Source organism: Chitinophaga sedimenti, from assembly GCF_023156195.1.
GTDB lineage: Bacteria > Bacteroidota > Bacteroidia > Chitinophagales > Chitinophagaceae > Chitinophaga > Chitinophaga sedimenti.
Genome location: NZ_JAKUKA010000001.1, coordinates 301074 through 327667 on the forward strand (window position 1 = coordinate 301074; position 26594 = coordinate 327667).

Consider the following 26594-nt stretch of genomic DNA (forward strand, 5'->3'; position numbering starts at 1 on the left):
ACGGCCTTAAACCGCCTGTGGGAAGTGGGATGGCGCACCAGCCGGTTGTGCGCGTACGAAACTTACATGGATTGCCCGTATTACGAGCAGCTTCAGTACATCGGTGATACGCGCATCCGGCGCTCATTTCGCTCTACGTTTCCGGCGACGACCGCCTCATGAAAAACGCGATCCTGCAGTTTGACCAGTCGCGCATACCGGAAGGTTTAACGCAAAGCCGTTACCCCTCGAACGAAAAGCAGATCATTCCGCCTTTTTCGCTGTTCTGGATCGCCATGTTGCACGATTACCGGCAGATCGGGAGTGATACCGCTTTTGTAAGGCCACTGTTGCCGGGCGTTACCGCGGTGTTGAACTGGCACCGCCAATATGTGGGCGGGCAACAACTGCTCGTTAAAATGCCTTACTGGAATTTCGTAGACTGGCCATCGGCATGGCCATGGACAGGAAAGGAGGAAACCAGCGGTATCCCGCCGGGCACGTTGGAAGGTAAATCATCTATCCTGACCCTGCAATACGTGTATGCTTTGAAGTTATCCGCCGATTTGTACCGCGGTTACGGGTATACGAAAGAGGCCTTAGCGGCCGAAACAGAAGCCGCCCGCATTGGAAAAGCCGTTTATCAGCTTTGCTGGGATAAGGACCGGAAACGATTGGCAGACACGCCCGATAAAAATGTATTCAGTCAGCATGCGAATATACTGGCCGCGCTCACCGATATCGGGCCGAATGAATATAACTTTTTAGATAACAGGGAGCTGTTGATCAATATAGAAAATGATTCGAGCCTGATCCCATGTACGTTATACTATCGTTTTTATCTTGCCCGTGCGCTGCAGCAATTACAGGCCGGTGAGCGTTACCTGGGGTTGCTGAAGGATTGGTATAATATGCTCGACCTGGGACTAACCACATTTGCGGAACGACCGGAGCCCACCCGTTCCGATTGCCATGCCTGGAGTGCAAGTCCCCTCTATGATCTGCTGGCCACTGTAGCCGGCATCACCCCTGCTTCATCCGGCTTTAACAGCGTGCGGATAGCGCCGGAACTTGCCGGACTTGACTGGCTGGACGTGGCCATGCCGCATCCAAAAGGCGAAATCAAACTAAAACTGGAAAAGAAAGACGGCCGCCTGAAAGGCAATGCGATACTACCCAGGGGCGTGAGTGGACGATTTTACTGGAACGAAAAAATACTTGATCTTCAGGGCGGTACAAACCGGATAGACATTCTTTAAGGCAACACTGCTACCGCTTCCATTCCCATCAAGTAATCGGGATTGGATAAGGCGGGAACATACAACATCGTTATCACCGGCGGATGCTGGCGTTTACCCCAGTACTGCTGAAATGCTTCATACCCGGGGCGCAGGTCCTGTCCCTGTACAGCATACACGGTCCATTTGATAACGTGTTGCCAGTCAGCGCCAACGGTTTGCAGTGCCACCTGCATGTTTTCCATGACCTGCAGCGCCTGTGTTTTCATATCACCTTTGCCCACCACATTACCTGTGGCATCATTGGCATTAATTTCCCCGATATACACCGTTTTGCCGCTGCCTTCTACGGTAACAATATTCGTAAAGGCAGGGTTTTTAATTAACCCTTCGGGGTTGACGTGTGTGACTTTAACTGTACTCATATTGTAGTGGCGACAATCTTTGTGCCATGCGTCAACCGGACTGGACCGATTTTTGTAACTTTGTGGTATCCCCCGATTCATAGTACAGTAACCGTTATACATATATGAGAAGATTGCTCACCGTTTGCAGCCTTTCCCTTTTCTGCATGGCCTGTGGCAGCAGCAGCGATCTGCCTGCCACTGAGGATATTGTAAATAAGAAAATTGAAAATATTATCCCGCGCCAGTACGGACACCCTCGCCCGCCTGGGTTTAACGGCCAACAAAGGCATTAATCCGCCCAACGTGGAAGGGCTCTATTTCGTTCGCCCGCACCTGTTAGATGCCGGTAATGTGCCCGGCGATGAACCCGGCCGCCGCTTCCCCGATGTGGAACTCCGCTTGTCCGCGCAACGCAACCCGGATTTCAGTATCGTATTTACCGGTTCCAACTTCGTGTCGAAGAGCGATACCAGTATGGCGACGGTCATAGCCGGACAGGGGAATGATTTTACCGTGTATGCAAAACTTAAAGCCACTGATGGTGATGCCTACGCTATTTTCGGTATCGTGATTTCCGGAACGCGTATAGGTGAAACGTTGCGCGATCTTCGCATAGGTGTGATCAATATTGATGATCGTCACGGTGGCGGCAGATTTATTCGCCAGGGACAGGGACGCGTGGGCTACGATGCCGATGATGTGACTGCGCGGGAAAGATAACTTACCCTTTTACATGTTGTTGCACGGCCTGTACGAAACTGTTATAGGATTCGGCTTCCGCCCGGGTATTTTTCCTGGCAGACAGGAAAAAGGGGTAGTGACCAAACTTCAGGGTTTTTCCGCTCTGCAAATGCAGGTACAGTCGCGGTGATTGAATGGCGCCACGCCTCGGCGGCAGCACGAGCTGGTAGCCTGCTACTTCGGACCAGCTTACATGTTGCGGCTTGCCACGGTGGAGCGTAAAGCCTTCCTCACTTGTTTTAATAGTTTCCTGCTGGTGATGTAGCCGTATAATACCGCTGACAATTACGAACATCACTGCCGTAATCAATAACAAATAAAAGCTGTACAACGCACTGTTGCCATTGTCGCGCAGCCCGATGTGACCGAAGGTGGTCTGCATCGCCACCATTAGCAGGATGAAAACCGGTATGCTGATGAGCAGGCGCAAGCGAAGGAAGGTCGTAAATCGTATCTCCATAAAGCAAAAATAAAAAGGCTTCCGGTACAGGAAGCCTTTTTTACGTTAATTTATTTTGCCGGTGTGATGGTGATTTTCCGGAATTCTATCGGACCGTGATCGCCCCTGGATGTAGAGCGGACCAGGTTCCCCTTCGTTGCTGTCCAGCGCACCGCCTGTAATACCGGTATTTCCTGGTTCGAGATTACGGTTTTGCCATTTACAACAATGGTGACCATACGACCGATCAGCGTAATATCATAGCTCTGCCAAACGCCCGGACCTTTTGCCGCAATTTCGCTTGGTGCTAAAAAGCCATATACGCCGCTGAACAAAACGCTGGCAGGATGTGCATCAGCCGGGCTGTCTTCGATCTGTACTTCATGACGACCGCGCAGGTATACGCCACTGTTGCTGCCTTTTTCATATTTAAACTCCACGTGCAGTTTAAAGTCGGTAAAGGTTTGTTCGGTGATCAGGTTGGCGCCGGAACGCGGGCTGGTAAGGATACCATTGCGTACTTCCCACTGGTTGGCCGCACCGCTGGTTTTCCAGCCGCTAAGGTCTTTACCGTTAAACAGTTCGATGGATCTGCCCCAAACGGGAGCGGTTGTACGTTTTAACAGAGGTGCTTTTACACCGGTGAATTTTTCGGATTTGCCCGCGCGGCTGATGGTGCCGGCGATGCCGTTGGCCGTTACTTCGCCTTCGATCACAAAATCTTCGGTGCCGGCTTCCCATTGTGGAGGAATGGTGAAGCTGAATTTACCGTTATCGAAATTTACTTTGGCTACCGGACGTGCGCTGCCCGATGTGCCTACGAAATAACCGACGAGTGTCTGGCGGCCGGAGAGTTTTACTTCCAGCCAGGAGGGTGCTTTTTACCGCCCTGGTCTACCGTAATGTCCCAGCGGCCGATGAGGTCTTTAGGCTCCGCTGCTGTTTGCTCTGTGCTAACCGGGGCGCCGCATACGGGCACAATGGCGGCTGTCAGTAGTAAGCAGCTCATGCCGGTGGCGATGATTTGTTTGCGCATAATTGTTGTTTCTGAATTGAAGATTAATTCCCGCAGAAGACGTGGGATCTGCCGGGGCTGGGTAAGATAGGCTTTATTTGCGGCACGCGCAAACTGCTTACATGACTGGTGTATCAACGAAAAAGGCCTCCGGTCAGGGAGGCCTTTTGATTATTTATTGAATTCATATTTGTAGCGGATCATGCCGAGCAGCTCGTTGCCTTTGGCGTAGGCATCTTCCTTGAGCGGAAGGCCTTTGGCATCGTAGCTGTATTTCCATACGGTATAGTCGCTGGTGGTCGCATTTACGGTGGTCATCTGCGCCAGGCGGCCCTGTGCGTCGTATTCAAACAGGTAGTCGGGCACCATGCGTTTTTTTACCGGTTGATAACGCATCACGTCGGTCAGGCGCCCCTGTGCGTCATAATTATAGTAAATACGCTGGGAGCGGATGTTTTTACCGGCCTCCAGTTCTTCTATCACGCGGCCGGCTTCATCCAGTTTGAAAAGTACAATGCTGGAATCGGCGCTGTTGTTCTTGCGGCGCACCATCTGCACGGGGCGAAGCAGCGAATCGTACGTGTAGCTGCGGGTTTCGGTCATCTTAAATTTCTCATCCCGCGCCTGCGATACGGTTTGTATGTTTACCAGGGCATCACCCACATAGCGGTATTGGGTAATGTTGATGCTGCTTCCGGTGCTGTCGGTAATCTTGTTCAGCTGCCCCTTGGGGCCGAAAGTGGAGGTGAGTATGGACAGGCCGGTAGACCGTGAGCGCGTCACGGAGCGCATCTGCCTGAAATTATTGCTGATGGTGCGTATGCAAACGAAATCATCGTCGCTCTGCAGGTTGGCGTCCAGGCTCTGAACGGTTTGTGTGGCCACATTCGCGTTTTTAAGGGCCTGCATATTGGCCACCGTTTTCTGCGTATTGTAAATGTCCTGCAGATAGTACTGTCCAAACGCCGTGTTGCCTGTAAATACTGCCAATCCGAGCGCCAGCAGCGCAATGCCTGGTTTTTTCATGAGATTTATAGAAATGATCCTTTTATATCGACAAAAGTACTAACGTTCCACCTAATTCAAAACGTATACCGCCCTTACAATTACCGGAAATTTAAAATATCTTTAGGAATACCCGAAAACAGCAACCAAAATCTATGAGCGCTAACCACCTGAGGAAAGATCCCACCTGCCTGAACTGCGGCAGCGAAGTGGCAGAACGGTATTGTACGCATTGCGGCCAGGAGAATATCGAGCCGCACGAAACCTTTGGCCAACTGGTAAGTCACTTTTTCCAGGATATTACCCACTACGATTCCAAAGCCACGGATCACCATCCGCGACCTGCTGTTCCGGCCGGGCCTGCTCACCAAACTGTATTTATCCGGCAAACGCCAAAGTTTCGTAAATCCCATCCGGATGTACGTATTCGTGTCTTTCGTGTTTTTCCTGCTGCTCGCCTATATTGGTACGCATCACGATCCGTACGAGGTGCACCGTCCCGGGGAGCATGACGAAATGGAAGTGTATAACGCCGCGCTGGACAGCATCAACGTCCGTAACCACCGCGGGGACGAGCAACCGGGTGTCAATAAACAAATTGTAGCCTTGTCTGATACGGAGTACGTGCATATCATGAAAACCACGATCGGTGCGCCAGCAGAGGCAGTGCGGCGCTACGATTCACTGGTGAAAACAAGGCCGCAGGAAAAACGGGGATCGGCCGTAGATCGTTTTTTCGAGCGCTCGATCCTTTACCTGCAGGGGAAATACGGATCAAATATGGGCAGGGCCGTAATGGATAAATTCCAGCACAGTATTCCCAAACTGATGTTCGTGTTCCTGCCGTTGTTCGCATTGTTCCTCAAAATGGCTTATCGACGCAGGAAGCTGGTGTACGCAGATCATGCGATATTTACCATTCACCTGCACACTTTCCTGTTCTTGTTGGGCATAATAGCGTTCCTGCTCGATTACTGGATGCATACCAGCTGGTTTACACTGATCGCCATTTTTATCGCCGTGCTTTACTTTGTGCTGGCGCTGAAAAATGTGTATGGGCAATCCATTGGTAAATCCATCTTAAAAGCGGTTGTGGTGATGTTCCTCTACGGCTTTAGCATCTTATTGATCATTATTGGATATCTTCTGAGTATATTAGCATTTGTATAACACATACTTATGCTTCCCCAATTCATTACAGTACACCAAAACGTTGCGCCCCACGTTGCGCACATCCGCCTTAACAGGCCCAATGAACTGAATGCCCTGAACCTGCAACTGATGGGCGAGTTGCGCGATGCACTCAAAGCGCTGGATGCGGACGATGACATTCGCGCGATCGTGCTGAGCGGTAACGACAAAGCGTTTGCGGCGGGTGCAGACATCCGGGAGATGGCGAACAAAAGCGCCATCGATATGTTTATAACAGACCAGTTCAGTACCTGGGACGCTATCAAAAAAATCAAGAAGCCGATGATTGCCGCTGTCAGCGGATTTGCGCTGGGCGGCGGTTGTGAGCTCACTATGCTCTGCGATATGATCGTGGCCAGCGAAACCGCGCGGTTCGGTCAGCCGGAAATTAAAATTGGCGTAATGCCCGGCGCAGGCGGCACACAACGGCTTACCCGCGCCATCGGCAAGGCAAGGGCAATGGAAATGGTGCTTACGGGCCGTTTTATTACCGCGCAGGAAGCATTGGATGCAGGACTCATTAACAAAGTAGTGCCGGTTGAACTATATTTGCAGGAAGCCATTAAACTGGCCTCGGAAATCGCTGCATTAAGTCCGCTCGCCGTTAAAATGGCGAAAGAAGCGGTGTTGAAGTCGTTCGATACCACATTGGAAGAAGGTTTGCACTTTGAGCGGAAGAATTTTTACCTGCTGTTTGCCGCCGAAGATCAGAAGGAAGGCATGCAGGCTTTTGTGGAAAAACGGGCCCCGGTGTTTAAAGGGAGATAACCATCAACATATAAAAATCAGATACTGACTATGAACCCATTCGAAACCTTACTGGAAAACAACAAAGTGTGGGCCAGTGAAAAAGTGAAGACAGATCCAGACTTTTTCAAACACCTTTCCGAACAACAGGCGCCAAAGTTCCTGTGGATCGGCTGTTCCGACAGTCGCGTGCCCGCCAATGAAATCACCAATACCCAGCCCGGCGAGATATTCGTACACCGCAATGTGGCCAACATGGTGGTGCATACGGATTTAAACCTGATCACGGTGATCGAGTATGCGGTGAACGTGTTGAAAGTAGAACACGTACTGGTGGTAGGCCACTATGGTTGTGGTGGTGTGAAAGCCGCGCTTACCAATAAAAACTATGGTATTATTAACCGCTGGCTGAAGCATATCAAGGACGTTTACCGTTTTCACCGCGATGAGCTGGACGCCATCCCCACGGAGGAAGGCCGTACCGACCGCCTGGTGGAACTGAACGTGGTGGAGCAGGTGATGAACCTAGCGAAATCAAACACCATCCAGGAGGCCTGGCACCGCGATCAGCGGCCGCACCTGCATGGCTGGGTATATGGTCTTAAAGATGGTCTCATTAATCCCGTGTTCCATATGGCGCCGGGTACCCATATTGATCCGATATACGAATACGACATGGAGTAAAAACTATCGCTTATGAAGAAATGGCTCATCGTAGCAGTGTTGTTGCAGGGTAGTATAATATGCATATCCTGTAAAAATAGCAACACAAAAGGAAAGCCCGCCAAACGCCGCCCCGATTCGGTGGTGATGGTGAACACGGATACCATGATCCAGGCTACGGACACCAGCATCATTGCCGTTGCGATGCCTTCCTGGACGGTTTTTGAGCGCTTTAACGGCAAATATGCACACGATGTAAAGCTGTTTGACCAGGAGCCATTAAAAGCCCGATTAAAAGCCCTGTTAGGCGATCAGTTCAAACCGTTCCTGGAGCGTCATAAAACCACGCCGCCCATTGCGGTGGAAAACGCACAGCTGTACTCGGAAGGTTGCCGGCCGCACGATTGTTCCGAGGAGGAATCTGCACTGGTGATCGATATGAAAAAAGATGTGCTGTACGCGGGGATTGCCATTCGCAAACAGGTGCACCTGTTCTCGGAGAAAGGCGATACCGCGTATCCGGTGAGCCTGGTGAAGTGGAAAGCAAAGTTTAACGAATAGTAAAAGAAAACGCCGGAGTTCAATGCTCCGGCGTTTTCTTTAAACCTTAATCAAACTTCTTTTTCAGTGCCAGCAATTTGGCCTGGAAGTCGTTTAACGGCGCCTCTTTTTTAGGCTGCTTGTTGTTATTGTTGTTACGGTTGTTGTTATTGTTGTCCCTGCGCTGACCGCCGCCTTGCGCCGGTTCATTATCTTTCATCGACAAAGAAATGCGTTTGCGGTGAACATCTATTTCCAGCACCGTTACCATCACTTTCTGGTTCAGTTTCACGGCTTCGCTGGGGTTGCTGATAAAGCGGTTCGACAGGTGGGAGATGTGCACCAGGCCATCTTGTTTCACTCCTATGTCCACGAACGCGCCAAAAGCCGTAATGTTCGTTACCACGCCAGGCAGTTGCATGCCGGGTTTCACGTCTTCCATGGATTTGATGCCTTCGGCATATTCGAAGATCGCGATTTCATCACGCGGGTCGCGGCTGGGTTTTTCCAGCTCTTTCATGATGTCTTCGATCGTGAGGAGGCCCACTTCTTCGGTGATATATTCTTTCGGGTTGATTTTCTTACGCAGGTCGGTCTGGCCGATCAATTCCTGTACCGTGCAGTGCTGTTTGGCAGCCATTGCTTCGATTACCTCGTAGCGTTCGGGATGCACCGCGGAGTTGTCCAGCGGGTTGTCGCCGTTCTCAATGCGCAGGAAGCCCGCACACTGTTCGAACGCTTTATCGCCCAAACGGGTTACTTTTTTCAGCTCTTTACGGTTTTTGAAAGCGCCGTTCTCCTTACGGTATTTAACGATGTTTTCCGCCAGAGAAGGGCCAAGACCGGAAACGTATGCCAGCAGGTGTTTGGAAGCAGTATTCAGGTTTACGCCCACGTTGTTCACGCAGCTGATCACCACGCGGTCCAGGCTCTGTTTCAGGTGGCTCTGGTTCACATCGTGCTGGTATTGACCAACACCAATGGCTTTCGGATCTATTTTCACCAGTTCCGCCAGCGGATCGATCAGCCTGCGGCCGATGGATACAGCACCACGTACCGTTACGTCGTGATCGGGGAATTCTTCACGGGCTACCTCGGAAGCGGAGTACACGGAGGCGCCGCTTTCGTTCACCATGAACACGATTACCTTTTTACCGAAGTCGATCTTTTTCACGAATTCTTCGGTTTCGCGGCCTGCGGTACCGTTACCTACTGCGATGGCAGCCGTATCGTAGCGGTCTACCCACTTTTTCAGCAGGTGTTCCGCATCGTCGCGTTTGTAATTTTTTTCCAGGGGATAAATAACGTCGTTGTCGAGCATGTTACCCTGGTTGTCCAGTGCTACAATTTTACAGCCGGTACGGTAACCGGGGTCGATCGCGATGACCGCTTTAGGACCCAGCGGCGCCGCCAGCAGCAGCTGTCGCAGATTTTCCGCGAATACTTCGATCGCTTCCGCGTCGGCGCGTTCTTTTGCCTGGGCGCGGAATTCGTTTTCCAGCGATGGGCGCAGCAGGCGTTTGTAGGCGTCTGTACCGGCTTTGAGCATTTGCTCGCCGGAAGGCGTATTTCTTTTCGTGATGAACTGATCGGAGATGATGTCGATCGCATCTTCCTCTACCGGGGCAATGGTGCCGTACAGGAAACCTTCCGCTTCGCCGCGCAGGATGGCCAGTACACGGTGGGAGGGGATGGTGGTAATATCTTCGTTAAAGTCGAAATAGTCTTTGTACTTCACGCCTTCCTCTTCTTTACCTTCAATCACTTTAGCCGCGAATTTGGAGGTGTTGTTAAAGAGTTTACGCATTTTATCACGCAGCTCGGCATTTTCGTTCATGCGCTCCGCGATGATGTCGCGCGCACCTTTCAGTGCATCGTCGCCCGTGAGCACCTGTTCGTTCAGGTACCCCTTGATGATTTCGTCGAGGGCGCCGGGTTCCTGCTGGTCCATAATAAGATTGGCCAGTGGCTCCAGTCCCTTTTCGATGGCGGCCATCGCGCGGGTTTTACGTTTGGGTTTGTAGGGCAGGTACATGTCTTCCAGCTCGGTCAGCACCCAGGAAGCCTCCAGTTTTTCCGGGAGCTCCGGCGTCATTTTCTCCTGCTCTGTGATCGTCTTGATGATGAAGGCGCGACGTTCGTCCACTTCCTTGTAGCGTTTCTGCAGGTCTTCGATTTTCGCGATCTGTACCTCATCGAGGCTACCAGTCACCTCTTTACGGTAACGGCTGATGAAGGGCACGGTAGAGCCTTCGGCCAGCAGGTTCATGGTATTCTCTGCCTGCTTCTTCGCAATTCCCAGTTCGGAGGAAATCAGGTCAATGTGTTTCGCATTCATAATAATATCAATAATTTATTCTTTTTTTTAGGGGATGGAAACGCCGCTGAGGCATTTCGCTCCGGGCCGCAAAGCTAATTAAATTGGCTTATCCGCCAAGAAAAAGAAATTAACAGTTTTTTGCATATACATTAAGGCCCGAAATTTGCTGTAAGACACACATTATCAACCTATTTGCCATCTTTTTACTTCGGGGCACAAATACTTTGTATTTTGCCGGCTGTTCCTAACAACGTTTGAATGGAAAATAAACATACCTTCAGTAGCTTACTGGCTATTATGGACGATCTCCGGGAGAAATGCCCCTGGGACCGCAAACAAACGCTTCAGAGCCTGCGGCAGCAAACCATCGAGGAGCTGTACGAACTGACCGACGCCATTACCGATACCGACTGGAAAGCTATCCGCGAAGAGCTGGGCGACCTGCTGCTCCATATCGTTTTTATGCCAAAATAGGCGCCGAACAAAACCAGTTTACCATAGATGATGTGATCAATGGCATCTGTGAAAAGCTGATTTCCCGGCATCCGCATATTTATGGTGATGTAAAGGTAGAAAATGAAGAGCAGGTGAAGCAGAACTGGGAAAAACTCAAACTGAAAGAAGGAAAGAAATCGGTCCTCAGCGGTGTACCCGGCTCCCTGCCGGCCCTGGTGAAAGCGATGCGGCTGCAGGAAAAGGCCAAACAAGTGGGGTTTGAATGGGATACCACCGAACAGGTACTTGATAAGGTAAACGAAGAAATGCAGGAGCTGAAAGCCGCTACCACCCCTGAACATATTGAAGAAGAATTTGGCGATGTGCTGTTTTCCCTTGTGAACTACAGCCGCTTTTTAAAGATAGATGCGGAAAATGCACTGGAACGCACGAATAAAAAGTTCATCCGCCGTTTTCAGCAAATGGAAGAAATGGCGGCGCAGCGTGGTGAGAGCCTCAGCGATCTGTCACTTGAGCAAATGGATCACCTCTGGAACGATATCAAAAAAATAGAAAAAGGAGCTTTATAAACTTTGGCCCGGATAGAATTTAAAGAAATACGGTTGTTCTTCCTGCGCAATGGTTACTTGTTAATCATTGCCGCATGGCTGTTGACATTCTCGTTCCTGTTCGCCAACTTCTGGTCTTATTACTCGTCGGAAGACGGCGTGCGGCAAACGTTGCAGAGCAGCATCAATGCGGGCAGCGCGCATTCGACCGCATGGCGGCCGATACGCAGCTCGTACGCCGGCTGATGGACCGCAGTTACACGGAAGAGGAGCTTGAAAAACTCTATGGGAAAAACTATTTTGTTTTTACTTACGACAACCGCGGTGGTGATTCCTGGGAAACCTTCTGGAGCACCAATATGGTGAAACCGCTGGACCTCCCCCTTGACCCGCGGCCCGGCAGTTATTACGTAAAGCTGAACAACGGCGATTATGTGATGATGTGCCGCCAGGTATTCCCGGAGCAGTATTTAGTGGGATTGATTCCTATTAAAATGCAATACCAGATCGAAAATGATTACCTGGTAAACGGTTTTTACAAGAAGCCCGCCATCAGCGATGAGTATTCGATCCATTCCAGCGGCCCGGGGAAACCGGTCGTTAGTTACGATACCGGGCGCATTCTCTTTTATTTATACCATGACCTGAGCGGTGGCGGGTACCCGCCAAACTGGATCAGTATTGCCCTTTGGTGCATCGGCTGCATCTGCATGCTCATCTTCATTAACCAGTTTGCGACGTTACTCGCACGGAAATTCAGTCCCATCTGGGGGTTCCTGTTCCTGTTGTTCGTGGTGATCATCGGGCGCGGGTTTACGTACCTGTATAATTTCCCCATCAACCTCCGCACACTGCAACTGTTCGATGCCACGATCTATGCGCGCGATGATGTGTTCCGTTCGCTGGGCGACCTGTTGCTGAACGTATTGCTCACTTTCTGGCTCATCCTTTTCTTCCGCGAACACGTGCGAACTATCAAACCGCCGGTGCTCAGGAAAACCTGGCAGTTGTGGGCTGTTATCAGTTTGTCCGGATTAGTGATGTTCCTCGTCGGCCAGTTTTATTCCGACCTGGTAGAATCGCTGGTAAAGGATTCGCAGATATCTTTTGATGTGACGAATGTATTCGGTCTCGATGAATACAGTGTAATAGGCTCTATCGTCCTGGGTTTCATTGCGATCAGTTTCCTTTTTTCTCGCAAATCATCAACTATTTACTGAACCAGCTCACCGACTTTAACTACCGCAGCAAATACCTGTTCCTTGCTATCGTTGGACTGTTATGGCTTGCTTATAATATTTACCAGGACGAAAGTGTGTACGATGTGGCCTTTATGACTGGCTTCTGGCCTACGTGATTGTGCTCGATTTACTGGCCCTGCGTTTCGAAGACACGCCATCGTCTGTTCCCTTCCTGTTCTGGATGCTCGTGATGACCGTGACCACTTCCGCCGTACTGGTGTACCATAACAACCAGAAGGAGCTGGAATACCGCGCGAAGGTGGCCGAAAGGTTATCCAAGCGAAAAGACGTGGCACTGGAATCATTCCTGAAAGATGTAAATGAGAAGCTGGCGAAAGATGCTATGGTACAGGCGTTTTTCAAGTACAGGACCCGCCTGGCCAAGGATGATTTAAAAGCGCAGCTGGATCAGAAATACTTCACCGGCTCGTACAATAATTATAAAATAGACCTCTATACCTTTGACCAGTACGGCACGCCGTTGTTCAACGACAACGCCGAAACCATCGACGAGTTCGACAGTTTCAAGTCCCGGACGGAGAAGCCGCTGATCGCCGATAAGAACCTGTATTACGAGGAGCGCAGCTTCAATGACTACAGTTACATCGGTACCCGCGAGATCCGCGAAGACTCCATGTTGGTAGGTTATATTCGTTTTGTGCTCACGCCGCTGGTCGCCCAGCCCGAACGCCCGTTCCCCAGCCTGCTCGTGGAAGGCAGCAAAACCGGGGAGAATGATATCAGCGCGCTGTATTCCTACGCCGTGTACGATAAAAACGTACTGGTCACCAACAACAACGATTATCCGTTCCCGATACGGTTATACAACCACGACATACCTAAACTGGCAGACAACGTTGCCTTCGTGGAGGAGGGCGGCTACTCGAAAATGTATTACCGGCCCACCGCCGAGAAGCTGGTGATCATCGTAAAAAAGGACCGCAGCTTCGTGGAGTTCATGACGCTGTTCGCCTACATGTTCTGCCTGTTCCTCATTATCATCGCCCTTTACGCTGTATTCGACCTGCTCATCAAAGCCCGCATGCGCTGGGGCGCCATGAAAGGGTTGCTGAACATCAATATCCGCAAAAAGTGCAGGGCACCATTATCTTCGTAGTGGTATTCGCTTTTATCATATTAGGGGTAACGACGATCCTGTTTTTCATTAACCGTTATCAAACGGAGAATGCCGAACGCCTGAGCAAAAAGATCAATGCCGTGGCGCACGACCTGCAGCAGGTATTTCAACACCGGCTGGAGTTTGATGAGATGGAGATGATTTATGATTCGCTGTCACGTTCCGTTAATAAGCTGGCTGAAAACCACGATGTAGACCTGAACCTGTACGACCGCGACGGCAACCTGCGCTTCACTACGCAGCCCTTGTTGAGCGAAAAGGGACTGGCCGCCGCGAAGATCAATCCCGTTGCTTATTTCCAGCTGACGCGGTTAAATAAGATCCAGTTCATTCAAAGTGAGAAGATCGGTAAGATGAACTACCTGTCCGGCTACATTCCCATTCGCGATGGAGCGAGTGTAATGGCCTATCTCAACGTGCCGTCCTTTACCACGGAAACGGAACTGAATAACCAGATATCGAACTTCCTGGTAGCGCTGATCAATTTTAATGCCCTGATATTATTGATTGCGGGCCTGCTCGCCTTGTTCATCACCAACACGATCACCCGCTCTTTTTCGCTGGTAACCGACAGGCTGCGAAGCATTAACCTGGGGCAGCATAACGAGGAGATCGTGTGGGAAAAGGACGATGAAATTGGGTTGCTTGTCAGAGAGTACAATAAGATGGTGCGTAAGCTGGAAGTGAGCGCTGCCAAGCTGGCCAAAAGCGAACGCGAAGGAGCGTGGCGGGAAATGGCGCGGCAGGTGGCCCACGAAATCAAGAACCCGCTGACGCCGATGAAGCTAAGCATTCAATACCTGCAACGGGCCATCGCCAACGATTCGCCGAATGTGAAGGTGCTATCGCAGAACGTGGCCAGTACGCTGGTAGAGCAAATAGAGCACCTGTCCAACATTGCATCCGACTTCTCGGCGTTTGCACATATAGGTCAGTCGAACAGCGAGGAAATGTCGCTCAACGAGCTGCTGTACTCCCTTACAGGCCTTTACCAGGGGCATCCGGGTACTGAGATTATATATGATCAGCCGGAGCGGCAGTACACGATTTTTGCGGATAAAACCCAGATGAACCGCCTGTTTACGAACCTGTTGCAAAATGCGATACAGGCCATGCCGGAAGGTAAGCAGGACGGGCGTATTCATATTAATCTGGAGGCGTCGCGGGCGGGCTATGTAACAGTAAGCGTGACCGACAACGGCCACGGTATCCCGCCTGATGTGCGCCCGAAAATATTCGTGCCCAATTTACCACGAAATCTTCCGGTACGGGTCTTGGACTTGCAATGTGTAAGAATATCGTGGAGCAGGCGAGGGGAGAAATCTGGTTTGAAACGGAGGTGAATGTGGGGACTACTTTCTTTGTAAGGTTACCTTTAATCGAAGAATAAAAAAGCCGGACGGTGACTCGTCCGGCTTCTTAATATCTTAGAACCTTGCCCCGAACAACATGCTGCCAATCCTCACCAACGTTCCCCCAGCTTCCAGCGCCACTTTATAATCACCGCTCATACCAATAGACAGTTCGCGGAATGCATCTTCCGAAGGAAAATAATCAGCTTTTACCTTATCGAATAATGCTTTCAGCTGATGAAACTCTTTGCTGACCTGCGCCACGTCGTCCGTATTGGTGGCCATGCCCATAAAACCGCAAACCCTTACCCCGGCAAACTTGCCGGGCGCGGCGGTATAGTCGGCCAGCAGGCTGTTGAGTTCTGTTTCATCGAGGCCGAACTTGGTTTCTTCTTCCGCGATGTGTAGCTGTAACAGGCAGTCGATCTGCCGTTGTGCCCTGATGCCTTGTTTGCTGATTTCCTGCAACAGTTTCGTACTATCGACGCCGTGAATCATGCTCACAAACGGGGCAATGTATTTCACCTTGTTGGATTGCAGGTGGCCGATGAAATGCCATTGAATGTCGGCGGGCAGCTGGCCCTGTTTTTCGAGCAGCTCCTGTACATAATTCTCGCCAAAGATGCGCTGCCCGGCTTTATACAAGGCCATAATATCCGATGCCGGCTTTATCTTGGAAACTGCCACCAGGCGTGCGCCATATGCTTGCAGCTCGCTGGTAATACGTTCATATGCGGGTAAATTGACTGCCATAGTACCGCAAAAATAAAGGAATTGCTGTATTTGTACCTCAGCGCTATCGTTTCATTCAACAATTCTCAAAGAATAATGGATAAGATTGAATTTTAATGCGGCCATTTTTTTAGGTGCACTTTTATAAATAGGTTTGTAAACACCATAATCCCCGCTATAAAACATTTTACGGTATGAATTTTCAATTGACTGAAGAACATTTGATGATACAAAAAGCAGCGCGTGACTTCGCTGTAAGTGAACTTTTACCCGGTGTGATAGAACGAGATGAGCAGCAGCAGTTTCCGGCAGAACAGATAAAAAAACTGGGTGAACTTGGTTTCCTGGGTATGATGGTGGACCCTAAATATGGCGGTTCCGGTATGGATACTATTTCCTATGTGCTGGCCATGGAAGAAATCTCAAAGATAGATGCCTCTGCCTCGGTGGTGATGAGCGTCAATAACTCGCTCGTTTGCTGGGGACTGGAAACCTTCGGCACCGAAGAACAGAAACAACAATACCTGGTGCCGCTGGCAAAAGGAGAGGTGATCGGCGCATTCCTGCTCAGCGAGCCAGAAGCCGGGTCGGACGCCACTTCACAGCGTACCACCGCTTTAGAGGATGGCGATCATTATATACTGAACGGCACCAAAAACTGGATTACCAACGGTAACTCCGCCAGCACTTACCTCGTGATCGCGCAAACGCATCCGGAGCTGGGCAGCAAAGGCATCAACGCTTTTATCGTGGAAAAGAACTGGCCCGGCGTAACTGTTGGTGCTAAAGAAAATAAGCTTGGCATCCGTGGCAGTGATACGCACAGCATCATGTTCCAGGATGTGAAAGTGCCGAAAGCGAACCGTATCGGCGATGATGGTTTCGGGTTTAAGTTTGCCATGAAAACACTGGGTGGAGGCCGCATTGGCATTGCTTCCCAGGCATTGGGTATTGCGAGCGGCGCGTACGAACTGGCTCTTAAATATTCAAAAGAGAGAAAGGCTTTTGGTAAAGAGATCAGCCAGCACCAGGCCATCCAGTTCAAACTGGCCGATATGGCTACCAAAATTGAATGCGCCCGTTTACTGTGCCTGAAAGCGGCATGGCTGAAAGACCAGCATGAAGATTATACACTGGCCGGCTCCATGGCTAAAGTGTTCGCTTCCGAAACGGCTATGTGGGTAACCACGGAAGCGGTGCAGGTGCATGGTGGTTACGGTTATGTAAAGGAATATCATGTAGAAAGGCTGATGCGCGATGCCAAGATCACCCAGATCTATGAAGGTACCTCCGAGGTACAGCGCATTGTGATTGCCCGGTCGATATTGAGTTAAGCCTGTTAGCATACTGATAATGTTGCATGCACATTAGTGTCAGCTAATTGGCGTAGATTGCCATTATATTATGAAGAATATTAAGATAATAGAAGTGAAATCAGAGATCGGCGCCGGCACCCGCGGCGCCAGTCTGGGGTAGACGCGATCAAGATCGCGGCGCTCGACTTCATGAGTAACTTCTTCGTGCATTTCCCTTCCGAAGAAATAGAAACAGAGAACAAGCTTTTGTTCGAACCGATCGAATCGCCGTTTGCTAAACGTATCAAGGGTACGCTGAGCATGTACGAAAAGATCAGCAAAAGTGTATACGAAACCGTGAAAGCCAACTGGTTTCCCGTAGTGCTTTCCGGCGACCACAGCACAGCCGGCGCCACCATTGCCGGTTTGAAGCTGGCCAGGCCCAAAGCGAAGTTGGGCGTGATATGGATTGATGCGCATGCAGACCTTCACACGCCGTATACCACCCCCTCGGGTAACATGCACGGCATGCCCATTGCCACGGCCATCGCGGAGGATAATCTCGATTGTAAAGTGCACGAGCTGGACGATAATACCACGCGGCTCTGGAATCAACTTAAAAACTTAGGCAAAATAGCTCCCAAGGTGCTGCCCGAGGATATTGTATTCATTTCGCTCCGCGACTACGAAAAGGAAGAAGAACATCTCATTAAAAAGTATGGGATGAAGGTGATATCTACCAACGAAGTACGCCGTAAAGGCCCAGAAGCCGTGGCCCGCTCGGTATTCCGCTATCTGAGCGACTGCGAGCATGTGTATGTATCGTTCGATGTGGACAGCCCGGATGCCTCTATTTCCCGCGGCACTGGCACACCGGTGAGCAATGGGTTGCGCGAGCGCGAGGCGCAGGACCTTATCTCCAAATTCATGCAGCACCGTAAAATCTGCTGTTTCGAGATCACAGAAGTAAATCCCACCCTGGACCGTGAGAACCTCATGGCCGAAATAGCCTTCGATATTCTGCAGCGTAGCGTGAATGTGCTGTTAATGAACTAGGTTTTGGAGAAGTAGGCGAGCAGCCAGCCTACTACTTCGCTGTAACTGCGGATGCCTTTTTCCTGGTGGTTTGCCTTAAGATACTGATCGTACACCACGGTGGAATAATCGCCCACCGGGCCCCGGAACTGATCGTAAAAGGCCATCAGGTTGTTGTAATGCATGCGCACCCGCGGATCCGTTTTTTGCCAGATAATGCGGGTCAGTGAAGGATCGCGGCGGGAGAGGTGGCGGATGCTGTACACGAACATCTCGAAATTTGCCGCATAACGGAAACGGATGTCTGTAGATCCTGCAGCCACCAGGTAACCAACGAAATTGGCGTCTTCTTCGGGCGCATAGCCCAGCTGGTGGGCAATTTCATGACAGGTCGTAAACGGCTGTACGAAAGCGGGGACCGTAGTATTTACCTGGGCCTCGTTCGTAAACGGATTGAGGTAGCCCGTAACGCCTATGTAATTCATCCACCTGCCAAATATCATCGGTTTTATAGAAGCGTATTTGTATTGGAGCACCGGCCAGCGTTTTTCTGCGCCGAGGTAGCTGTGCGTGGCCGTGTCGAACATTTGTTGCGTGGTAAGGGCCGGCAGGCTGTCAACTGCAGCCGCATCGCGGTTAACGAGGTGCAGGAGCGTGTCGCTGAGCAGGTAGAGGTCTGCACGGGAGTACTTTTCGGGTACGTTCAGTGAAATATCGCCGGCCAGTGATTTACGGTGATAATTGCCGCCCCAGAGCACCAGGAAAGCGAAGTAAATGCTCAGTAGCGTGTTAATTCCCCGTAAAACCATCAATAGCGCGGTTTTTCCCTTTCTTAAAAGTGTATATATTAGTTTTACAAAAAAATAAATCAGCGTTAGCACCAGGTAATGTATAGTACATCGCCTATACTGAATGGAATCTGGCCGAGGGCGGTCCTGAGCAATTTGCTTATGAAGAAGTACCACCTGTGAAAATAGAGCCCGGCTAATCCGGCGTCCACTGTCAGTATTACTTTGAACAGTACGATAAAAAGTACCGTGAGCGCAATTTGAATGATCCTATTCCTAATCCTGGTGCCGGTATCCAAGTTACTATCAAACATGATCGACGAAGTTTTACAAAAAGAATTAGCTGCAGCCCTTTCCGCGCAATTAAAAGTGAAAATACAGATTAATCAGTCAGAAAGGATACATGGCGGCGACATAAATGAAACTTACCGCATCCAGGCCAACGAGGGCAACTGGTTCCTTAAACTGAATGATGCGCGTCGTTATCCGCAGCTGTTTGCGCGGGAGTACGATGGCCTTCAGTTGTTGCGTGAGTCGCAGGTAATTGCGGTGCCACGCCCGGTATGTACCGGTGAAGCTGCCGGCCGCGCGTTTCTTATCACAGAGTTTGTGCAGAAGGGGGTGGCATCGCCGGATTTCTGGGAGTCGTTCGCAGCTTCGGTGGCGCGCATGCACCAGCAAAGCCAGCCCTTTTTCGGGCATCGTGAAGCCAACTATATCGGATCTATTAAACAATATAATACACCTTATAACAATTGGGCGGTGTTTTACGCCTTTAACCGTTTGCTGCCACTGATGCGCATGGCGTACGATCAGCAGGCGCTGACGACGGCAGATAAAGAGCAGATAGAACGTTTGTGTAAAAAGCTGCCGGAGTTGTTCCCGGAAGAAAAGCCCGCGTTATTGCACGGCGATTTATGGTCGGGCAATTTCATGATAGGGGCTAACGGGAAGGCCTGTATTTTTGATCCGGCCGTGTATTACGGCCACCGGGAAATGGACCTGGCGATGACGCGTTTGTTCGGAGGTTTCGATACCCGTTTTTATTATACCTACCAGGCCATTATGCCGCTGGCACCGGGTTGGCAGCAGCGCATAGGCCTCTGCCAGCTGTATCCACTACTGGTACACCTCGTGCTTTTCGGCGGCAGTTACTACAACGATATCCGGGAAATCCTGCAGGGATTTTAGGAGGAAACGGGTTATTCGTGCGCTTTAATGAACTCCTGCATTTTCCGCAGTTCATTCTCCACTACCGGGAAGAAGTTATCTACCTCCGTAATCACCTCCTGTAACAAACCAGGCACCTGGTCCAGGTTATTGTTATGACGTAACAAACCTTCCAGCGTTTCCATTTTGGACGTTACCCAGGTAAGTCCGACCATGGAAAAGTTAGGTTTGATTTTGTGCACCTGGAAACGCAACTGCTCCAGGTCTTTGGTTTCGGCGATCACATTCAGTTTGCGCATTTCCTCGCGGATGTTGTTTACAAAGATCTCGAAAAGATCTACCGCGTAACTGATATTGCTTTCATATAGCGTATTGAGGTACTTCACGTCCAGTCCTGAATGGAACTCGTAGCCACTGATGTTTTGTACTTCCATTATAATTTCAGTTTCGTCTTCGTTCAGATATTTATTAAGCACCTGTAGTAATTGGTCAGGTGTGTAAGGTTTCGTCAGGATGTCGGTAATGCCGATTTGCCGTGCTTTTGCGACGGTGCTGGGCATCGCGGCTGCCGTAGTCGCGATTACCGGGGTGGCTACGTTTGGTTTTTGTTCATCTTCACGGATCTTTTCTGCCAGCTCAAAACCATCGATGCCGGGTATACGGATATCCATCAGCACCAGGTCGTAATGCCTGTTGTTGAGAAAGTACAACGCGTCGTGCCCGTTGGTGGCCAGCTGGTAATTAACATGGTATTTATCCAGCAGGCTGATGATGTACTTGAGGTTCATAGGATTGTCCTCCACCACCAATACCTTGGCATGACCGAAGTCGATATTCGAATATTTATGATCAGGTTTTTCTGGCATTCTGGGCGTACCGGTTTTCTCGTATCAACAAATGGCAAGTTAAAACAAAAGCACGTACGGTACACCGGTTCGTCTACCACACTGATCCTTCCTCCCTGCAATTCCACGAGTTGTTTGGCGATGGCCAGTCCCAGCCCGGTGCCGCCATACTTCTCGCTGATGCCTTTCTCTGCCTGTTTGTAGTCCTGGAAAACCAGCTCCAGCTTATCTTTTTCGATGCCGATGCCGGTGTCGCAAACCATAAACTTCAGCCACATGGTGTTACCCTGCATGCTCTCCAGCTCTACAGAGAGTGCTATTTCGCCTTCGCGGGTGAACTTTTCGGCATTGCCGAGCAGGTTCATTAAAATCTGGTTCAGGATCATATCGTCGCCCATCAGCAGGGTGTTCAGCCGTTTGTCGAACTGAACGGTCAGCATAATAGGCCGTTTGGCCAGTTTTAACTGGAACGAGTGTTTCATGGAATCCACCAGTTTGCTCAGGTCGAATTCGCGCTGATGCACTTCCAGCTTGCCGGCTTCTATCTTGGAGAGGTCCAGGATGTCGGTGATGAGGCCGTGCAGGATGTTGGACGAGTGCTTCAGTATCTTAATATACTCCTTTTGATCTTCTGTCAGATTTGTTTCGTCGAGCAGATGCGTCATGCCGATGATGGCGTTGAGCGGGGTGCGGATTTCGTGGCTCATGTTGGCCAGGAATTCCTTTTGCGCCCGCTGGGCTTCTTCGGCATCCTGTTTCGCTTTTTCGAGTTCCTTTTGCAGCTTTTTGTGGTCGGTAATATCCATCTGGATATGCACGCCGCCCACGGTTTTGCCTTCCCGGTCGTACAGGTTGGCGGAGCTGGCCACCACCCATTTGCGGGTGCCGTCTTTTAACGTTACCTCCATATCGTACAAAATAGGCAGGTTGGAATCGATGCGGTATTTGCGCAGGCTGCGGGCTTTTGCCGGTCGGCCTCGTTCGGTACGAACAGTTCTGTAATATTCCGGCCGATCACCTCATCGCGGGTGTAACCGGTGAGGCGCAGCATATTGTCGAATACCCGGGTGATGTTGCCGTTGATGTCCGTTTCGCAGAAGGCGGCATTCAGGTTATCGAGGATCACGCGGTACTTTTCGTCGGTACGTTTCACTTCTTCCTGCCATTGGCGGTGTTTGGTCACATCCACTACCTGCCAGATGGCGCCGCGGAAAGTATTATCGTCGAAAATAGGAACGTAGCTTACTTCGCGGATGTGGCCTGTCACAAATACCAGTTCCCAGCCGAACAGCGGTTTTTCGCGGTACTGCATTTCCTTCATGCGGGAAATAAAAGCGGCCGGATCGAGTGTATATTCCGCCAGGTAGGTAACCAGCTCTTCGAACGGCATGTCCATCTGCCGCTCATTAAACGGACTGTCCCGAAGTAAGCGGAGAATACTTCGTTTACCCAGATGAAATGGTGGCGTTCGTCTGATACCAGTACACCGGCATTGGTATTGCGGAGGAAGGTGGAAAGCGGCAGGGAAAAGATAGCCGGTAGCGCTTCCCGGGTGATCGGGGAGGTGCGGATGTCCGCGGCTCGGTCTATTCTGGCTTTCTGCGTCATATGTTTTTCGGGATAGGGGTTATTGCGGATTTCATAAGAAATACCAATAATTTATCTCCGTGTCCACGGGTCGTCGGGTTGCTCGCAACTTACTCGTTGTAAATATCTGATATTTTTGTATATTTTCTTATATAAATCACGTAGACAATCAACAAAGTTAGGAAATTTTTGCTTTTGCAAATATTTGTATACCTTTGCATCCCTCTTAAAGTGAGGATTTTGTTATGAAACAGCTCCGCGAATTCGATATTGCCTTTGTAGGACTGAAGCCCGGAGTTCATACGTTTCAGTACCAAATTACGGATAGTTTCTTTGAAAACTATGGTCCGCAGGATTTTACCAACTGTAAAGCAACGGTAAAGTTACAATTCGATAAGAAAAGTAACTTTTTTATGTTGAAGTTTGAGATAGGTGGTTCAGTTACAGTTACTTGCGACCGTTGTGGGCAGCCCTTTGAACTCCAGTTGTGGGATGATTTCGAACACGTGGTAAAACTCGTGGAAAATCCTACCGAGCTGGAGGGAAATGATGATCCGGAGGTTACATATATTAACAAGACCGAATCACATTACAATGTGGCGAACCTGATTTATGAGTTCATCAACCTGAGCATTCCGATGCAGCGCATCCACCCGGATGACGCCGAAGGAAAAAGCGGTTGCGATCCAAAGGTACTGGAAATGCTAGCGAAGATGAACGACCGGGGAACAGCAAAAGGCAAACCCGATCTGGAAAGGATTGGAAAAATTTAAAGACAATTAATAAACAAAGGACAAATTAAAAATTAAATAAGATGCCAAATCCGAAACGCAGACACTCCCAGCAAAGATCAGCTAAGAGAAGAACGCACTACAAGGCTTTCGCTGATACGCTTAGCACAGACAGCGCTACTGGCGAGGTTCACCTGAGGCACCGTGCACACTGGGTAGAGAATAAACTGTACTACAGAGGTAAAGTTGTACTGGAAAAACAGGCAGCCGCTACTAAATAATAATATTTTACTATTTTTACACCCGAGCTAACAGACAAATTATACATGAGAATCGGGCTTGATATGATGGGTGGCGACTTTGCCCCCGTTGAAGCAGTAAAAGGAGTAAAGTTATTTTTAGAGACCGTTGCCTCTGACGCGCACCTGGTACTCATTGGTGATGAGCAAGTCTTGTCACCCTTGTTATCTGATGCGGGTCTGGACCAATCACGATATTCAGTTGTTCATTCATCTCAAGTCATTGGGATGAATGAACACCCTACCAAAGCGCTCAAGGAAAAGCAGCAATCTTCCATCGCTATCGGCTTTTACCTTCTTCATAACAAGAAGATCGACGCTTTTATCAGTGCCGGTAATACCGGTGCAATGATGGTAGGCGCACTTTATACCGTTAAAACCATCGAAGGCATTCAGCGTCCCACAATTTCGACCATTCTGCCCCGCGAAAGCGGTAATAATGGTTTGTTGCTGGACGTGGGTATCAACGCCGACTGTAAGCCGGAAAACCTGCTGCAGTTCGCTGTCCTCGGTTCCCTCTATTCCCAGCACATCCTCAAAATTGATTCACCGCGCATCGGCCTGTTGAACGTTGGAGAGGAAGAAGGAAAAGGAAACCTGCTGGCACAGGCCACATACCCGCTTTTGAAAGAAAGTACACAGCTTAACTTCGTTGGTAATGTAGAAGGTCGCGACCTGTTTGAAGATAAAGCCGACGTTATTGTATGCGAAGGCTTTACCGGAAACGTGATCCTCAAATTGGCGGAATCCTTCTATGGAATCACCAAAAGGAGGAATATCAAAGACGAGTACATCGATAAGTTCGATTTCGAAGGCTACGGTGGCACCCCATCTTAGGCGTGAACGAACCGGTGATCATTGGTCATGGTATTTCTGAGGGCCCGGCGTTCAAAAATATGATCCTCCTCGCTCAGCAAATGATCGACAGCAAATTGATGGACAAGATCAGGGAGAGCTTTGTAACCGTGAAATAAGGAATCTTTCCTTCCAATAAAATTATTCGATCGCTCCGGCATTGCCGGGGCGGTTTTTTTTTATGTGTTCGCTATGTTCAGATAGTATCGGTTTGAGGTGAATTTTGGGCCTTTTTATGTGAGCGTCATCGTCGTAGCAAGGGTACGGAACCTACGCTGAACCTACACGTAACCATCACTGAACCATCCAACCGGTAAAGTGGCTGTTCTGATACTATATTCAGGTAGTGGTAGTCTATATGTCTTGTAGGGTATTCCCTGTTTTTTCCTAATTTTACAGGATGAGAAAGATCCTAATGTTGGCCCTGCTCTCCGCGGGCCTCTGGTCATGCAAACCGAATGGTGCTACCTTGCAAAACGGTCCCTGGCAGGCACGCCTGCAACGGGCAGACGGCGGCGACATCGTGTTTAATTTTGACGTGAAAGACAGTGCAGGTAAGAAAATTCTTTATATCCGCAACGCGGCGGAGCGTTTGCTGGTCGACGAGATTACGCAGCAGGGCGACTCCATCTTCATAAAAATGCCTTTTTCGATTCCGAGTTCAGGACAGTCCTGCAGCCCGATGGCAGCCTGCAGGGCCGGTGGATAAGGCACCTGGCCAGTGAAGATCAGTCTATCGGCTTTATTGCCACACCCGGTGTTGCCGACCGCTTTGCAGCACCACAGGCGACCACGAAGTCGGTGCAAGGCCGTTGGTCCACCTGGTTCACCGCTCCCGAAGGAAACGACAGCTCCTATGCCATTGGCGAGTTTGCCCAGCAAGGCAGCCGGGTTACCGGCACTTTCCTCACCAGCACGGGAGATTACCGCTTTCTCGAAGGCGTGATCACCGGCGATACGCTGAAACTCTCCACATTCGACGGCTCCCATGCTTACCTCTTTACCGCATTAGTGGGCGATTCCAGTATCAACAACGGGGTATTTTACGCCGGCATCAAAGGCCTGGAACACTTTACGGCACGTAAGGATGAAGGGGCGAAACTGCCCGACGAGAAGTCGCTCACCACCGTAAAACCCGATTCCGCCGTGCTCGATTTCCGCTTCCCGGACGTGAATGGCAATGAGGTCTCGATCCGCGATGAGCAGTTCCGCAATAAGGTCGTGATCGTGCAGATCTCCGGTTCCTGGTGCCCCAATTGCATGGACGAAACCGCGTACCTGAGCGAGTGGTACAGGAAGAATAAGGGCCGTGGCGTGGAAATTATAGCCCTGGCCTATGAGCGTACGCCCGATCCGGAAAAGTCGAAAAGGGGCGCGCTTAGCTTTATTAAACGATTTGATGTAACGTATCCCGTGCTGCTTACCGGCGTAACCCCTTCGGATCCGCAGCGGACAGAAAAGACCCTGCCGCAGCTCACGCCCCTTAAGGGTTTCCCGACCACTATTTTCGTAGATAAACAGGGCAGGGCAAGGGAAGTGCATACCGGGTTTACCGGTCCGGGTACAGGTGAACATTATGAGGCGTTCAAGCAGAATTTTAACCGCCTGGTAGCCGAGCTGCTGGCCGAAAAGCCGGAGTCGCCCAAAGCATAATAGCATATCCAACTATAAAAAAGGAGAAAGGCCGTAAGACCTTTCTCCTTTATGTTTGTGCCGCATACAGTGGATTAAAACTCGTTTTTCCACATCATGCTCTCCACCGGTTTAATGGTGCGGCCGTTGTATTTGGCATTGCCTTTTTTGTTGTAAAACGTTTCGATGTCGCCTTCCACCACGAAGTAAATGAGCTGACCGATCGGCATGCCCGCGTAGATGCGTACCGGTTGGGCGCAGGAGATTTCCAGCGTCCGGTATTGCAGAACCCAACGTCGCCTTTACCGGCAGTGGCGTGGATATCGATACCCAGGCGGCCGGTGCTGCTTTTTCCTTCGAGGAACGGTACGTGCGAGTGGGTTTCGGTGTACTCGGCCGTTACACCCAGGTAGAGCGTATTGGGTTGCAGTACGAAGCCCTCCTCAGGGATTTCGAAATGATCGATCTCGTTGTGTTTACGGGCATCCAGCACGCGGTCCCTGTACGTGGCCGGTGTTTACCCAAATGCACGTCATAAGAGTTGGTACCGAGGAATTTCCGGTCATACGGCGATATGACGATCGTACCCTTTTCAATTTCCTCCA

At 50.2% G+C, this 26594-nt stretch carries 35 protein-coding genes and 3 pseudogenes; 23 read left to right on the forward strand and 15 right to left on the reverse strand.

From position 1 onward, the window contains the following. Positions 1–24 precede the first annotated feature (24 nt). Positions 25–162, forward strand: a complete 138-nt coding sequence (locus tag MKQ70_RS41895; protein WP_372490084.1) for a hypothetical protein — start codon at positions 25–27, stop codon at positions 160–162. After that, the gene (locus MKQ70_RS01680) at positions 159–1238 is read left to right on the forward strand and encodes an alpha-L-rhamnosidase C-terminal domain-containing protein (protein WP_248066916.1); all 1080 of its coding nucleotides are present in this window, start codon (positions 159–161) and stop codon (positions 1236–1238) included. The genes MKQ70_RS41895 and MKQ70_RS01680 overlap by 4 nt, the downstream gene beginning before the upstream one ends. On the opposite strand, the gene MKQ70_RS01685 is transcribed toward MKQ70_RS01680, so the two are convergent. After that, a complete protein-coding gene (locus MKQ70_RS01685; RefSeq protein ID WP_248066919.1) occupies positions 1235–1642 on the reverse strand; it encodes a RidA family protein in 408 nt (135 codons plus the stop codon). The genes MKQ70_RS01680 and MKQ70_RS01685 overlap by 4 nt on opposite strands. A gap of 204 nt (positions 1643–1846) precedes the next feature. Here MKQ70_RS01685 and MKQ70_RS01690 point away from each other — a divergent pair, with 204 nt between their 5' ends. Next, a complete protein-coding gene (locus MKQ70_RS01690; RefSeq protein ID WP_248066925.1) occupies positions 1847–2344 on the forward strand; it encodes a hypothetical protein in 498 nt (165 codons plus the stop codon). Position 2345: 1 nt separating this feature from the next. Here the strand turns inward: MKQ70_RS01690 and MKQ70_RS01695 are convergent, their stop codons facing one another. From MKQ70_RS01695 to MKQ70_RS01715, 5 genes are all read right to left on the reverse strand, one after another. Next, positions 2346–2825 (reverse strand): hypothetical protein, encoded by a 480-nt coding sequence (locus MKQ70_RS01695; RefSeq protein ID WP_248066941.1) that lies wholly within the window; start codon positions 2823–2825, stop codon positions 2346–2348. 50 nt (positions 2826–2875) lie between these two features. Then, entirely contained in the window at positions 2876–3520 is a 645-nt protein-coding gene (locus MKQ70_RS01700) for a 3-keto-disaccharide hydrolase (RefSeq protein WP_248066944.1), read from the reverse strand. A 140-nt stretch (positions 3521–3660) separates the two neighbouring features. Further along, positions 3661–3840: a hypothetical protein gene (locus MKQ70_RS01705; RefSeq protein WP_248066948.1), complete on the reverse strand. Its 180-nt coding sequence runs from the start codon at positions 3838–3840 to the stop codon at positions 3661–3663. Between the two features lie 150 nt (positions 3841–3990). Further along, positions 3991–4845 carry an RHS repeat domain-containing protein gene (locus MKQ70_RS01710; protein WP_248066951.1) on the reverse strand — a complete coding sequence of 285 codons (855 nt, stop codon included), beginning with the start codon at positions 4843–4845 and terminating at the stop codon, positions 3991–3993. Between the two features lie 80 nt (positions 4846–4925). Continuing rightward, positions 4926–5159, reverse strand: a complete 234-nt coding sequence (locus tag MKQ70_RS01715) for a hypothetical protein (protein WP_248066954.1) — start codon at positions 5157–5159, stop codon at positions 4926–4928. 82 nt (positions 5160–5241) lie between these two features. On the opposite strand from MKQ70_RS01715, the gene MKQ70_RS01720 reads away from it, so the two are divergent. Genes MKQ70_RS01720 through MKQ70_RS01735 form a run of 4 tightly spaced genes read left to right on the forward strand, consistent with a single transcriptional unit; the run spans position 5242 to position 7986 of the window. Continuing rightward, on the forward strand, positions 5242–5994 hold the full coding sequence (locus tag MKQ70_RS01720) for an RDD family protein (RefSeq protein WP_248066957.1): 753 nt from the start codon (positions 5242–5244) through the stop codon (positions 5992–5994). A 9-nt stretch (positions 5995–6003) separates the two neighbouring features. Next, positions 6004–6783 carry an enoyl-CoA hydratase-related protein gene (locus MKQ70_RS01725; RefSeq protein ID WP_248066960.1) on the forward strand — a complete coding sequence of 260 codons (780 nt, stop codon included), beginning with the start codon at positions 6004–6006 and terminating at the stop codon, positions 6781–6783. 30 nt (positions 6784–6813) lie between these two features. Next, the gene (can, locus tag MKQ70_RS01730; protein WP_248066965.1) at positions 6814–7446 is read left to right on the forward strand and encodes a carbonate dehydratase; all 633 of its coding nucleotides are present in this window, start codon (positions 6814–6816) and stop codon (positions 7444–7446) included. A 12-nt stretch (positions 7447–7458) separates the two neighbouring features. Continuing rightward, positions 7459–7986, forward strand: coding sequence for an Ivy family c-type lysozyme inhibitor (locus tag MKQ70_RS01735; RefSeq protein ID WP_248066968.1), 528 nt, complete (start codon positions 7459–7461; stop codon positions 7984–7986). 46 nt (positions 7987–8032) lie between these two features. Here the strand turns inward: MKQ70_RS01735 and MKQ70_RS01740 are convergent, their stop codons facing one another. After that, the gene (locus tag MKQ70_RS01740) at positions 8033–10303 is read right to left on the reverse strand and encodes a Tex family protein (protein ID WP_248066971.1); all 2271 of its coding nucleotides are present in this window, start codon (positions 10301–10303) and stop codon (positions 8033–8035) included. 279 nt (positions 10304–10582) lie between these two features. On the opposite strand from MKQ70_RS01740, the pseudogene MKQ70_RS40905 reads away from it, so the two are divergent. The 7 genes and pseudogenes from MKQ70_RS40905 to MKQ70_RS41905 form a co-directional block, all read left to right on the forward strand. Further along, positions 10583–10779, forward strand: a pseudogene (locus MKQ70_RS40905) (MazG nucleotide pyrophosphohydrolase domain-containing protein); the annotation flags it as partial. Positions 10780–10791: 12 nt separating this feature from the next. Further along, positions 10792–11310, forward strand: coding sequence for a nucleoside triphosphate pyrophosphohydrolase (mazG, locus tag MKQ70_RS01750; protein ID WP_248080933.1), 519 nt, complete (start codon positions 10792–10794; stop codon positions 11308–11310). Between the two features lie 3 nt (positions 11311–11313). Further along, positions 11314–11535 carry a hypothetical protein gene (locus MKQ70_RS01755; protein ID WP_248066974.1) on the forward strand — a complete coding sequence of 74 codons (222 nt, stop codon included), beginning with the start codon at positions 11314–11316 and terminating at the stop codon, positions 11533–11535. Beyond that, positions 11502–12509, forward strand: a complete 1008-nt coding sequence (locus MKQ70_RS01760; protein ID WP_248066977.1) for a hypothetical protein — start codon at positions 11502–11504, stop codon at positions 12507–12509. Before MKQ70_RS01755 ends, MKQ70_RS01760 begins: the two co-directional genes overlap by 34 nt. 139 nt (positions 12510–12648) lie before the next feature. Then, positions 12649–13647: a hypothetical protein gene (locus MKQ70_RS01765; protein WP_248066980.1), complete on the forward strand. Its 999-nt coding sequence runs from the start codon at positions 12649–12651 to the stop codon at positions 13645–13647. Positions 13648–14402: 755 nt separating this feature from the next. Then, positions 14403–14894: pseudogene (locus MKQ70_RS41900) on the forward strand (sensor histidine kinase); the annotation flags it as partial. 59 nt (positions 14895–14953) lie between these two features. Next, a complete protein-coding gene (locus tag MKQ70_RS41905) occupies positions 14954–15058 on the forward strand; it encodes a hypothetical protein (protein WP_372489924.1) in 105 nt (34 codons plus the stop codon). A 37-nt stretch (positions 15059–15095) separates the two neighbouring features. On the opposite strand, the gene MKQ70_RS01775 is transcribed toward MKQ70_RS41905, so the two are convergent. Further along, positions 15096–15773, reverse strand: coding sequence for a YggS family pyridoxal phosphate-dependent enzyme (locus tag MKQ70_RS01775; RefSeq protein ID WP_248066986.1), 678 nt, complete (start codon positions 15771–15773; stop codon positions 15096–15098). Between the two features lie 173 nt (positions 15774–15946). Here MKQ70_RS01775 and MKQ70_RS01780 point away from each other — a divergent pair, with 173 nt between their 5' ends. Both MKQ70_RS01780 and MKQ70_RS01785 read left to right on the forward strand, forming a co-directional pair. Further along, complete coding sequence (locus tag MKQ70_RS01780; RefSeq protein ID WP_248066988.1) at positions 15947–17086, forward strand: acyl-CoA dehydrogenase; 1140 nt, start codon at positions 15947–15949, stop codon at positions 17084–17086. 171 nt (positions 17087–17257) lie between these two features. Next, a complete protein-coding gene (locus MKQ70_RS01785; RefSeq protein WP_248066991.1) occupies positions 17258–18103 on the forward strand; it encodes an arginase in 846 nt (281 codons plus the stop codon). Here MKQ70_RS01785 and MKQ70_RS01790 read toward each other — a convergent pair. Next, positions 18100–19047, reverse strand: a complete 948-nt coding sequence (locus tag MKQ70_RS01790; protein WP_308198904.1) for a DUF3810 domain-containing protein — start codon at positions 19045–19047, stop codon at positions 18100–18102. The two genes, MKQ70_RS01785 and MKQ70_RS01790, sit on opposite strands and share 4 nt — an antisense overlap. Positions 19048–19182: 135 nt before the next feature. Between MKQ70_RS01790 and MKQ70_RS01795 the strand changes: the two genes are divergently transcribed. Next, positions 19183–20061 carry a fructosamine kinase family protein gene (locus tag MKQ70_RS01795; RefSeq protein ID WP_248066997.1) on the forward strand — a complete coding sequence of 293 codons (879 nt, stop codon included), beginning with the start codon at positions 19183–19185 and terminating at the stop codon, positions 20059–20061. Positions 20062–20072: 11 nt separating this feature from the next. On the opposite strand, the gene MKQ70_RS01800 is transcribed toward MKQ70_RS01795, so the two are convergent. Genes MKQ70_RS01800 through MKQ70_RS01815 form a run of 4 tightly spaced genes read right to left on the reverse strand, consistent with a single transcriptional unit; the run spans position 20073 to position 22493 of the window. Beyond that, positions 20073–20828 carry a response regulator gene (locus MKQ70_RS01800; RefSeq protein ID WP_248067000.1) on the reverse strand — a complete coding sequence of 252 codons (756 nt, stop codon included), beginning with the start codon at positions 20826–20828 and terminating at the stop codon, positions 20073–20075. Then, positions 20825–21793: a PAS domain-containing sensor histidine kinase gene (locus MKQ70_RS01805; RefSeq protein ID WP_248067003.1), complete on the reverse strand. Its 969-nt coding sequence runs from the start codon at positions 21791–21793 to the stop codon at positions 20825–20827. Before MKQ70_RS01805 ends, MKQ70_RS01800 begins: the two co-directional genes overlap by 4 nt. Beyond that, complete coding sequence (locus tag MKQ70_RS01810; protein WP_248067006.1) at positions 21784–22281, reverse strand: PAS domain-containing protein; 498 nt, start codon at positions 22279–22281, stop codon at positions 21784–21786. The genes MKQ70_RS01805 and MKQ70_RS01810 overlap by 10 nt, the downstream gene beginning before the upstream one ends. Continuing rightward, complete coding sequence (locus MKQ70_RS01815; protein ID WP_248067008.1) at positions 22203–22493, reverse strand: hypothetical protein; 291 nt, start codon at positions 22491–22493, stop codon at positions 22203–22205. Before MKQ70_RS01815 ends, MKQ70_RS01810 begins: the two co-directional genes overlap by 79 nt. Before the next feature lie 224 nt (positions 22494–22717). Between MKQ70_RS01815 and MKQ70_RS01820 the strand changes: the two genes are divergently transcribed. From MKQ70_RS01820 to MKQ70_RS40915, 6 genes are all read left to right on the forward strand, one after another. Beyond that, positions 22718–23245 carry a YceD family protein gene (locus MKQ70_RS01820; protein WP_248067011.1) on the forward strand — a complete coding sequence of 176 codons (528 nt, stop codon included), beginning with the start codon at positions 22718–22720 and terminating at the stop codon, positions 23243–23245. A gap of 41 nt (positions 23246–23286) precedes the next feature. Beyond that, entirely contained in the window at positions 23287–23484 is a 198-nt protein-coding gene (gene rpmF / locus MKQ70_RS01825; protein WP_244841622.1) for a 50S ribosomal protein L32, read from the forward strand. 66 nt (positions 23485–23550) lie between these two features. After that, positions 23551–24339: a phosphate acyltransferase PlsX gene (plsX, locus tag MKQ70_RS01830; protein ID WP_248080936.1), complete on the forward strand. Its 789-nt coding sequence runs from the start codon at positions 23551–23553 to the stop codon at positions 24337–24339. Between the two features lie 2 nt (positions 24340–24341). Continuing rightward, on the forward strand, positions 24342–24476 hold the full coding sequence (locus tag MKQ70_RS37385; RefSeq protein ID WP_282456173.1) for a hypothetical protein: 135 nt from the start codon (positions 24342–24344) through the stop codon (positions 24474–24476). 281 nt (positions 24477–24757) lie between these two features. After that, on the forward strand, positions 24758–25066 hold the full coding sequence (locus MKQ70_RS01835; RefSeq protein ID WP_248067014.1) for a hypothetical protein: 309 nt from the start codon (positions 24758–24760) through the stop codon (positions 25064–25066). A gap of 92 nt (positions 25067–25158) precedes the next feature. Next, a complete protein-coding gene (locus MKQ70_RS40915) occupies positions 25159–26010 on the forward strand; it encodes a TlpA disulfide reductase family protein (protein ID WP_248067017.1) in 852 nt (283 codons plus the stop codon). 74 nt (positions 26011–26084) lie between these two features. On the opposite strand, the gene MKQ70_RS37395 is transcribed toward MKQ70_RS40915, so the two are convergent. Together MKQ70_RS37395 and MKQ70_RS41910 are read right to left on the reverse strand one after the other, a co-directional pair. After that, a complete protein-coding gene (locus MKQ70_RS37395) occupies positions 26085–26219 on the reverse strand; it encodes a hypothetical protein (protein ID WP_282456174.1) in 135 nt (44 codons plus the stop codon). 110 nt (positions 26220–26329) lie between these two features. Then, positions 26330–26482, reverse strand: a pseudogene (locus MKQ70_RS41910) (dCTP deaminase domain-containing protein); the annotation flags it as partial. Positions 26483–26594 lie beyond the last annotated feature (112 nt).

Excerpts from the sequence above, each read along its gene's own strand:
- MKQ70_RS01680 (WP_248066916.1), top strand. The coding sequence starts at position 159 with ATGAAAAACGCGATCCTGCAGTTTGACCAGTCGCGCATACCGGAAGGT.
- MKQ70_RS01685 (WP_248066919.1), bottom strand. The coding sequence starts at position 1,642 with ATGAGTACAGTTAAAGTCACACACGTCAACCCCGAAGGGTTAATTAAA.
- MKQ70_RS01695 (WP_248066941.1), bottom strand. The coding sequence starts at position 2,825 with ATGGAGATACGATTTACGACCTTCCTTCGCTTGCGCCTGCTCATCAGC.
- MKQ70_RS01705 (WP_248066948.1), bottom strand. The coding sequence starts at position 3,840 with ATGCGCAAACAAATCATCGCCACCGGCATGAGCTGCTTACTACTGACA.
- MKQ70_RS01710 (WP_248066951.1), bottom strand. The coding sequence starts at position 4,845 with ATGAAAAAACCAGGCATTGCGCTGCTGGCGCTCGGATTGGCAGTATTT.
- MKQ70_RS01715 (WP_248066954.1), bottom strand. The coding sequence starts at position 5,159 with ATGGTGATCCGTGGCTTTGGAATCGTAGTGGGTAATATCCTGGAAAAA.
- MKQ70_RS01720 (WP_248066957.1), top strand. The coding sequence starts at position 5,242 with ATGTACGTATTCGTGTCTTTCGTGTTTTTCCTGCTGCTCGCCTATATT.
- MKQ70_RS01725 (WP_248066960.1), top strand. The coding sequence starts at position 6,004 with ATGCTTCCCCAATTCATTACAGTACACCAAAACGTTGCGCCCCACGTT.
- can (WP_248066965.1), top strand. The coding sequence starts at position 6,814 with ATGAACCCATTCGAAACCTTACTGGAAAACAACAAAGTGTGGGCCAGT.
- MKQ70_RS01735 (WP_248066968.1), top strand. The coding sequence starts at position 7,459 with ATGAAGAAATGGCTCATCGTAGCAGTGTTGTTGCAGGGTAGTATAATA.
- MKQ70_RS01740 (WP_248066971.1), bottom strand. The coding sequence starts at position 10,303 with ATGAATGCGAAACACATTGACCTGATTTCCTCCGAACTGGGAATTGCG.
- MKQ70_RS01760 (WP_248066977.1), top strand. The coding sequence starts at position 11,502 with ATGGCGGCCGATACGCAGCTCGTACGCCGGCTGATGGACCGCAGTTAC.
- MKQ70_RS41905 (WP_372489924.1), top strand. The coding sequence starts at position 14,954 with ATGTGTAAGAATATCGTGGAGCAGGCGAGGGGAGAAATCTGGTTTGAA.
- MKQ70_RS01775 (WP_248066986.1), bottom strand. The coding sequence starts at position 15,773 with ATGGCAGTCAATTTACCCGCATATGAACGTATTACCAGCGAGCTGCAA.
- MKQ70_RS01780 (WP_248066988.1), top strand. The coding sequence starts at position 15,947 with ATGAATTTTCAATTGACTGAAGAACATTTGATGATACAAAAAGCAGCG.
- MKQ70_RS01785 (WP_248066991.1), top strand. The coding sequence starts at position 17,258 with ATGAGTAACTTCTTCGTGCATTTCCCTTCCGAAGAAATAGAAACAGAG.
- MKQ70_RS01795 (WP_248066997.1), top strand. The coding sequence starts at position 19,183 with ATGATCGACGAAGTTTTACAAAAAGAATTAGCTGCAGCCCTTTCCGCG.
- MKQ70_RS01800 (WP_248067000.1), bottom strand. The coding sequence starts at position 20,828 with ATGAACCTCAAGTACATCATCAGCCTGCTGGATAAATACCATGTTAAT.
- MKQ70_RS01805 (WP_248067003.1), bottom strand. The coding sequence starts at position 21,793 with ATGGAGGTAACGTTAAAAGACGGCACCCGCAAATGGGTGGTGGCCAGC.
- MKQ70_RS01810 (WP_248067006.1), bottom strand. The coding sequence starts at position 22,281 with ATGGACATGCCGTTCGAAGAGCTGGTTACCTACCTGGCGGAATATACA.
- MKQ70_RS01815 (WP_248067008.1), bottom strand. The coding sequence starts at position 22,493 with ATGACGCAGAAAGCCAGAATAGACCGAGCCGCGGACATCCGCACCTCC.
- MKQ70_RS01820 (WP_248067011.1), top strand. The coding sequence starts at position 22,718 with ATGAAACAGCTCCGCGAATTCGATATTGCCTTTGTAGGACTGAAGCCC.
- rpmF (WP_244841622.1), top strand. The coding sequence starts at position 23,287 with ATGCCAAATCCGAAACGCAGACACTCCCAGCAAAGATCAGCTAAGAGA.
- plsX (WP_248080936.1), top strand. The coding sequence starts at position 23,551 with ATGGGTGGCGACTTTGCCCCCGTTGAAGCAGTAAAAGGAGTAAAGTTA.
- MKQ70_RS01835 (WP_248067014.1), top strand. The coding sequence starts at position 24,758 with ATGAGAAAGATCCTAATGTTGGCCCTGCTCTCCGCGGGCCTCTGGTCA.
- MKQ70_RS37395 (WP_282456174.1), bottom strand. The coding sequence starts at position 26,219 with ATGCCGATCGGTCAGCTCATTTACTTCGTGGTGGAAGGCGACATCGAA.